General features: G+C 74.7%; 5 protein-coding genes and 1 pseudogene. 3 read left to right on the top strand and 3 right to left on the bottom strand.

What is annotated here, in order from left to right:
- The 3 genes and pseudogenes from BGM09_RS14140 to BGM09_RS14130 form a co-directional block, all read left to right on the top strand.
- A pseudogene (locus tag BGM09_RS14140) lies at positions 1–287 on the top strand (serine/threonine protein kinase); the annotation flags it as partial.
- A gap of 426 nt (positions 288–713) precedes the next feature.
- Entirely contained in the window at positions 714–1,919 is a 1,206-nt protein-coding gene (locus BGM09_RS14135; RefSeq protein WP_188281908.1) for an acyl-CoA dehydrogenase family protein, read from the top strand.
- Entirely contained in the window at positions 1,916–3,061 is a 1,146-nt protein-coding gene (locus tag BGM09_RS14130; RefSeq protein WP_188281907.1) for an acyl-CoA dehydrogenase family protein, read from the top strand. The genes BGM09_RS14135 and BGM09_RS14130 overlap by 4 nt, the downstream gene beginning before the upstream one ends.
- Before the next feature lie 179 nt (positions 3,062–3,240).
- Here the strand turns inward: BGM09_RS14130 and BGM09_RS14125 are convergent, their stop codons facing one another.
- The 3 genes from BGM09_RS14125 to cobT all read right to left on the bottom strand — a co-directional run.
- On the bottom strand, positions 3,241–4,062 hold the full coding sequence (locus BGM09_RS14125; protein WP_188281906.1) for a TrmH family RNA methyltransferase: 822 nt from the start codon (positions 4,060–4,062) through the stop codon (positions 3,241–3,243).
- Between the two features lie 54 nt (positions 4,063–4,116).
- Positions 4,117–5,358, bottom strand: a complete 1,242-nt coding sequence (gene cobA, locus BGM09_RS14120; protein WP_188281905.1) for a uroporphyrinogen-III C-methyltransferase — start codon at positions 5,356–5,358, stop codon at positions 4,117–4,119.
- 295 nt (positions 5,359–5,653) lie between these two features.
- The coding region (cobT, locus tag BGM09_RS14115) for a nicotinate-nucleotide--dimethylbenzimidazole phosphoribosyltransferase (RefSeq protein WP_188281904.1) at positions 5,654–7,651 on the bottom strand (1,998 nt) is incomplete at its 5' end.

The following is a 7,651-nucleotide window of genomic DNA, read 5'->3' as shown; positions in this document are numbered from 1 at the left end:
CCGGCACGTCCGGGGGGCGCTCCGCGTCGCGTACGCCGCCGCCTCGGCCGCCCGGCCCCCGGTCCTCCGGGACCCGCACCCCCGCCGCCCGTACGCCGACCGGTCGGCGTCCCGCTGCCAGCCCGAAGCGGCGCCTGTTGCGCCAGCGCGTCTTCGTCTTCGTGATCGTCACCCTTCTCGCGGCCGTCATCATCGCCGCCGCCCAGGGGTGCCACCGGCTCTCCCGTGGACTCGGCGTCCCGCCGACGGTCACCGTCTCGGCTCCCGCCGGGGATTCGGGCCCCTAGGGCTGCCGCCCGCGCCGTTCCCCGCGGCCCCAGGTGGGTGCCACTTTCTGTCGCGGCGACGGTCACGCCACATCGTGGCTGGTCGCGCAGTTCCCCGCGCCCCCAGGTGGGTGCCACATCCGTGGAGTCCGCAGCACCGGTCAGCCGTGGTTGCGCGCGCAGTTCCCCGCGCCCCTTTGGGGCCCCACCCGCCGTCCGGACAGTGCGGACGGCGGGTGGGGCGGGCTTTTCAGGGGCACGGGGAACTGCGCGGGCGGCCCCCACCGGGGCGCGGGCTGTCTCCGCGACAGAATGTGGCACTCGCGCGGGCGTTCGTACGCGTTACGCCTCCCCCGCAGGGGGGCTGGCGCGGGTGGGCGGACTTCGGCTAGGTTTCCAAGCGCTTGCTTAGTGGGCTCGGGCGATCGGAACGGAAGGACGCGGCGTATGACGACCACCACCGCGAAGGACGGCCTCGACGAGGAGGAGCTGCGCCGGCGGGCGAGGGCGTTGCTGGCGGCGTGGGAACCGGGGCGGACGGAGCCGCTGGAGTTTCTGCGGGCGCGGTTCGACGCGGGGCTGGCGTGGGTGCACTTCCCCGAGGGCCTCGGGGGCCTGGGCGCGCCGAGGGCGGCGCAGGCGGTGGTGGACGCGGAGCTGACGGCGGCCGGGGCGCCGGACAACGATCCCCGGCGGATCGGCATCGGGCTCGGCATGGCGGCGCCGACCATCCTGCGCTACGGCGCCGAGGAGCAGAAGTCGCGCTTTCTGCGACCGCTGTGGACCGGCGAGGAGGTGTGGTGCCAGCTCTTCAGCGAGCCGGGCGCGGGCTCGGACCTGGCGGGGCTGCGGACGAGGGCGGTGCGCGACGGCGACGAGTGGGTCGTGGACGGCCAGAAGGTCTGGACGTCGAGCGCCCACAACGCGCGCTGGGCGATCCTCATCGCCCGTACCGACCCGGATGTGCCCAAGCACCGAGGGATCACGTACTTCGTGTGCGACATGACCGATCCCGGCGTCGAGGTACGGCCGCTGCGGCAGATCACCGGTGAGGCCGAGTTCAACGAGGTGTTCCTCAGCGGGGTGCGGATTCCCGACGCGCACCGGCTCGGCGAGATCGGCGACGGCTGGCGGGTCGCGCAGACGACGCTCATGAACGAGCGGGTGGCGATCGGCGGGCAGAGCCTGCCGCGTGAGGGCGGCATGATGGGCCCCGTCGCCGCGGCCTGGCGCGAGCGGCCCGAGCTGCGGACGCCGGAGCTGCACGACCGGCTGATGCGGCTGTGGGTGGACGCGGAGGTCGCGCGGCTCACCGCGGAACGGGTCCGCCAGCAGCTCGTGTCCGGCGCGCCGGGCCCCGAGGGCTCGGGGCTCAAGCTCGCCTTCGCCCGGCTCAACCAGCAGATCAGCGGCCTCGAGGTGGAACTCCTCGGCGAGGACGGTCTGCGCTACAGCGACTGGACGATGGTCAGGCCGCGCAGCGTCGACTTCTACGGCCGCGACGCGGGCTACCGCTATCTGCGGGCCAAGGGGAACTCGATCGAGGGCGGCACCTCCGAGATCCTGCGCAACATCGTCGCCGAGCGGGTCCTCGGCCTGCCCTCCGAGCCCCGCACCGACAAGGACGCCGCCTGGAAGGACCTCCCGCGATGACCGCCGCCTCCGCCCCCTCCCCCGGCACCGCCGACCTGCTCTACTCCGAGGTCGAGGACGACCTGCGGGCCGCCGTCCGCGACGTCCTCGCCGACCGCTGCCCGCCGACGGCCGTGCTGGCCGCGATCGAGACCGACACACCGTACGACCCGGCGCTGTGGCGGGTGCTCGCCGCTGAACTCGGCCTCGCCGGGCTGCTGGTGCCGGAGAAGCTCGGCGGCCAGGGCGCCTCCGCGCGCGAGGCCGCCGTCGTCCTCGAAGTCCTGGGCGGCGGCGCCGCGCCCACGCCCTTCCTCGGCAGCGCCGTCCTCGCCACCACCGCGCTGCTCGGCTGCGACACCGAGGACGCGGGGGTGGCGGCGCTGCTCGGCCGCCTCGCCGGTGGGACGGCCACGGCGGCGCTGGCCGTCCCGCTGTCCGCCGCTCCCGGCGGCGCCTTCCCCACGGCGGTGCGCGCCGACGCGGGCGGTCCGCTGACCGGCCGTGTCACCAGCGTCGTGGAAGCCCTCGTCGCGGACGTGCTCGTCGTCCCCGCCGTCGGCCCCGAAGGCCCGGGACTCTACGAGGTCGCGGCGGCCGACGTCCGTACCGTACGGCCGGTTTCCCTCGACCTCACCCGGCCGCTCGCCGATCTGGAGCTCTCCGGCGCCGCCGGCCGTCTGCTGCCCGCCGCAGACCCGGCCGCCGCGCTGGACCGCGCCCTGCTCACGGGCGCCGGGCTGCTCGCCTCGGAACAGCTCGGCATCGCCCAGTGGTGCCTGGACGAGACCGTCCGCTACCTCGGCGAGCGCCACCAGTTCGGGCGCGTGGTGGGCTCCTTCCAGTCGCTCAAGCACCGGCTCGCCGACCTCTGGCTCGAGGTCGTCTCGGCCCGCGCCGCCGCTCGCGCCGCCGCCGACGCGGTTGCCTCCGGCGGACCTGACGCCGCCGTGGCCGTGGCCGTCGCGCAGTCCTACGTCGCCTCGGTCGCGGTCCACGCCGCCGAAGAAGCCTTGCAGTTGCACGGCGGCATCGGCATGACGTGGGAGCATCCGCTCCACCTCTACCTCAAGCGCGCCAAGGCGGACGAGATCGCCCTCGGCACACCGGGGTACCACCGCGCGGCGCTGGCGGGCCTGGTGGGGCTGCCTGGCCCCGCCTAGGGCGGCAGTTTTTAGGGCACGGGGAACTGCGCGCGGGGAACTGCGCCACCGGCCGGTGGCGCGGCGGGCCGCGCGCAGTTCCCCGCGCCCCTGAAAACAGGCCCTTGCGCGGGCGCGGGCGCGGCGTGCCCCCGAAGAACACCCGGCCGCGGGGTGTACGTGCCCGGGTCGCGCGCCGACTAGAGGCGCGTGGCGTAGAAGGCGACGGCCGACGCGGCGGCAACGTTGAGGGAGTCGACGCCGGGGGCCATCGGGATGCTGACCCACTCGTCGGCGGCGCGCAGGGCGTCGACGGAGAGGCCGTCGCCTTCGGTGCCGAGCATGAGGGCGAGTTTGGGGTAGCGGCGGGCGGCCAGCTCGTTGATGGTGATCGACTTGTCGGCGAGGCAGAGCGCGGCGGTGACGAAGCCCTGCTGGCGGAAGCGTTCGATGTCCTTGGGCCAGGAGGCCAGGCGGGTCCAGGGGACTTGGAGGACGGCGCCCATGGAGACCTTGACGGCGCGCCGGTAGAGGGGGTCGGCGCAGCGCGGTGAGAGGAAGACGGCGTCCACGCCGAGTGCGGCGGCGCTGCGGAAGGCGGCGCCGAGGTTGGCGTGGTCGACGATGTCCTCGAAGATCGCGACGCGGCGTCCGGCGCGCTGGGCGGGGGCGGCGGCGAGCAGGTCCTCGGCCGTCGGCAGCGGCTTGCGCTGCATGGAGGCGAGGGCGCCCCGGTGCACGTGGTAGCCGGTGACCTGCTCCGCGAGGTCGGGGCTGACGGCGTAGACGGGCGCGGGCACCTCGTCGATGACGTCGCGCATGACGTCCACCCACTTGGCGGACAGCAGCATCGAGCGCATGCGGTAACCGGCGTGCCGGGCCCGCCTGATGACCTTCTCGCCCTCGGCGATGAAGAGACCTTCGGCGGGTTCGCGGCGGCGGCGCAGGTCCACGTCGGTCAGCGACGTGTAGTCGTGCAGGCGCGGGTCGTCGGGGTCGTCGATCGTGATGAGCTCAGCCACAGCCTGATACTGCCCTGTCCTCCGGCACCTGCCAACGGCGCATCCACAAGCCGTTCACCGGCCGGTACGGCCCTGTCCGACGCCGCCGCCCACGGTGACCACGTCGCCGATCACGATCACGGCCGGGGGACGTACGCCTTCCGCTTCCACGACGTCCGCGACGGTCGCCAGCGTGGCGTCCACCCGGCGCTGCGCGGCCGTCGTGCCCTCCTGCACCACGGCCACGGGAGTGTCGGCGGACCGGCCGCCCGCCACCAGCGTCGCCGCGATCGGGCCGATCCGCTCGACCGCCATCAGCAGCACGAGGGTGCCGCGCAGCCGGGCCAGCGCCGCCCAGTCGACCAGCGAGCGCGCGTCGTCGGGCGCGACATGGCCGCTGACCACCGTGAACTCATGGGCCACGCCCCGGTGCGTGACCGGGATACCGGCCGCGCCCGGCACGCTGATGGAGCTGGAGATGCCGGGTACGACGGTGACCGGGATACCGGCCGCGGCCAGCGCCTCGGCCTCCTCCATACCGCGCCCGAAGACATACGGGTCGCCGCCCTTGAGCCGGACCACGGCCTTGCCCGCCCTGGCGTGCTCGATCAGCGCGCTGTTGATGGCCTCCTGGGCCATCGCCCGGCCGTACGGGATCTTCGTCGCGTCGATCACCTCGACGTGCGGCGGCAGTTCGTCCAGCAGGTCGCGCGGGCCGAGCCGGTCGGCGATCACCACGTCCGCCTCCGCCAGGAGGCGGCGTCCGCGCACCGTGATCAGGTCCGGGTCGCCGGGGCCGCCGCCGACCAGCGCCACGCCCGCCGTCCGCGTCCTGTGGTGCGGCGCCACCAACGTGCCGTCCCGCAGCCCCTCGACGACCGCGTCCCGTACCGCCGCCGACCGCCGGGGGTCCCTGCCGGTCAGCACCGCCACCGTCACGCCCTCGGTGCGGCCCGTCGCGGGCGTCCACGCCGTGGCCGCCTCCGCGTCGTCGCTGCGCACGCACCACACCCGGCGGGCCTCCGCCTCCGCGGACGCCGCCGCGTTCGCCGCCGCGTCGGTGCTGGCCACCAGGGCGTACCAGGCGCCCTCCAGGTCCCCGTCCTCGTACGGCCGCCGCTCCCAGCGCAGCTCGCCCGCGTCGGCCATCGCCTCCACCGACGGCGTCACCGTCGGCGACACGACCACGATGTCCGCCCCCGCCGACACCAGCGCCGGCAGCCGCCGCTGCGCCACCTGGCCACCTCCGACCACCACGACGCGCCGTCCGGCGAGGCGCAGCCCTACGGGGTACGCCGGGGCGTCCTTGCGATCCATGCGGTCCGGCTCCTTGTCACGACGGTTGCACTCCGTGCCGATCTTACGTTTTGGCCTCAGGCCCGATCGGCCCCGGTTCCGCGCGGCCTCGTCGTGGCTCGTCGCGCAGTTCCCCGCGCCCCCTGAAAGGCCGGCTCACCCTCTGGGGAGGAGGACGCGTCGAAGGGGCACGGGGAACGGCGCGGCCGACCACGACGCACCGCGGCTGTGAACGCCACGGCGAGCGGCACCCCCTCCGAGGGAGGAGGCACCGGCGAGGGGGTTGAGGTCATAGCGGCGGCACCCCGTGCGGGGGCTAGCCCTTCTCGGTGACGCCCGCCGCGTCGAAGGTGGCGACTTCGTGCATGACGCGCGCCGCGCTCTGGACGAGGGGCAGCGCCAACAAGGCCCCGGTGCCTTCGCCGAGGCGGAGGTCGAGGTCGACGAGGGGCCGCAGGCCCAGCGTGGTGAGCGCGGCGACATGTCCGGGCTCGGCGCTGCGGTGCCCGGCGATGCAGGCGGCGAGCACTTCGGGGGCGATGGCGCGAGCGACCAAGGCGGCGGCACCGGCGCTGACGCCGTCGAGGATGACGGGGGTGCGGAGGGCGGCGGCGCCGAGCAGGAGACCGACCATGGCGGCGTGTTCGAGACCGCCGATGGCGGTGAGGACGCCGATGGGGTCGCCGGGGTCGGGCCGGTGCAGGTCGAGGGCGCGCCGGACGACCTCGACCTTGCGGGCGTGCATCTCGTCGTTGATGCCGGTGCCGCGCCCGGTGACCTCGGCGGGGTCGACGCCGGTGTAGACGGCGATGAGGGCGGCGGACGTCGTGGTGTTCGCGATGCCCATCTCACCGGTGAGCAGCGCCTTGTTGCCCGCGGCGACGAGGTCGCGAGCGGTCTCGATGCCGACCTCGATGGCGCGCAGCGCCTCTTCGCGGGTCATCGCGGGCCCTGCGGTGAAGTCGGCGGTGCCCGCGCGGACCTTGCGCGGCAACAGCCCCGGGGTGCTGGGCAGTTCGGAGGCGACGCCGACGTCCACGACGCAGACCTCGGCGCCGACCTGGTTGGCGAAGGCGTTGCACACGGCGCCGCCGCCGAGGAAGTTGGCCACCATCTGCGCGGTGACCTCCTGCGGCCACGCGGTGACGCCCTGGGCGTGCACCCCGTGGTCACCGGCGAAGATCGCCACGGCCGCGGGCTCGGGGATCGGCGGCGGGCACTGCCGCGAAAGCCCGCTGAGCTGCGCGGAGATGATCTCCAGCATGCCCAGCGCGCCCGCCGGTTTCGTCATCCGCTTCTGCCGCTCCCACGCCTCGCCGAGCGCCTTGGCGTCCAGCGGGCGGATGCCGCGCAAAGTCTCGTCCAGCAGGTCGTGCGGCTCCTCGCCGGGCAGCGCGCGGTTGCCGTACTCCTCGTCGTGCACGACCCACGACAGCGGGCGGCGCTGCGACCAGCCGGCCTGCATCAGCTCGGGCTCGTCGGGGAATTCGTCGACGTACCCGACGCACAGGTAGGCGACGACCTCCAGGTGCTCGGGCAGGCCCAGTTCGGTGACCATCTGGCGCTCGTCGAAGAAGGAGACCCAGCCGACGCCGAGTCCTTCCGCGCGGGCGGCGAGCCACAGGTTCTCCACGGCGAGCGCGGAGGAGTACGGCGCCATCTGCGGCTGCGTGTGGCGGCCGAGGGTGTGCCGGCCGCCGCGGGTGGGGTCGGCGGTCACCACGATGTTGACCGGAGTGTCGAGGATCGCCTCGATCTTCAGCTCGCGGAACTGCCGGGCCCGGCCCTTGGGGAGCGACTTGGCGTACGCCTCCCGCTGCCGCATGGCCAGTTCGTGCATCTTCTCGCGGGTCTTCGCCGATCTGATGACGACGAAGTCCCACGGCTGCGAGTGCCCGACGCTGGGCGCGGTGTGCGCCGCCTCCAGGACACGGAGCAGCACGTCGTGCGGGATCGGGTCGGAGCGGAAGCCGTTGCGGATGTCCCGCCGTTCGCGGATCACCCGGTGCACGGCGTCCCGGACGGCGGGCTCGTACGCCTCCGCCGCGGGCCCCTGCTGCGGGGCGACGGCGACCGGCAGCGGCTGGGCCTCTTCGGGCTCGGCGACAGCGGCGACCGGCTCCGCGAGGACCGGCTCCGCGAGGACGGGCCCGGCGACGACCGGCTCGGGGGCGGTCTCAGGCACGGCCCCGGCCTCGGCCTCGGAAGTTGCCTCGGGCGCGGTACCGGCCGACTGCGCAGGAACAGCGGCCGGTTCCGGTACGTCCGCCGGTTCCGGCACGGCGACCGGCTCGGCCGCGGCGGGCGCGGGCGT

It is taken from the genome of Streptomyces sp. CBMA29 (genome assembly GCF_014596445.1).
Taxonomy (GTDB): domain Bacteria; phylum Actinomycetota; class Actinomycetes; order Streptomycetales; family Streptomycetaceae; genus Actinacidiphila.
Note: the sequence above shows the minus strand (reverse complement) of the source record. Positions and strands in the feature narration are given on the sequence as shown.

What these genes read in the sequence shown, in the direction of transcription:
- BGM09_RS14135 (WP_188281908.1), top strand. Translation starts at nt 714, where the DNA reads ATGACGACCACCACCGCGAAGGACGGCCTCGACGAGGAGGAGCTGCGC.
- BGM09_RS14130 (WP_188281907.1), top strand. Translation starts at nt 1,916, where the DNA reads ATGACCGCCGCCTCCGCCCCCTCCCCCGGCACCGCCGACCTGCTCTAC.
- cobA (WP_188281905.1), bottom strand. Translation starts at nt 5,358, where the DNA reads ATGGATCGCAAGGACGCCCCGGCGTACCCCGTAGGGCTGCGCCTCGCC.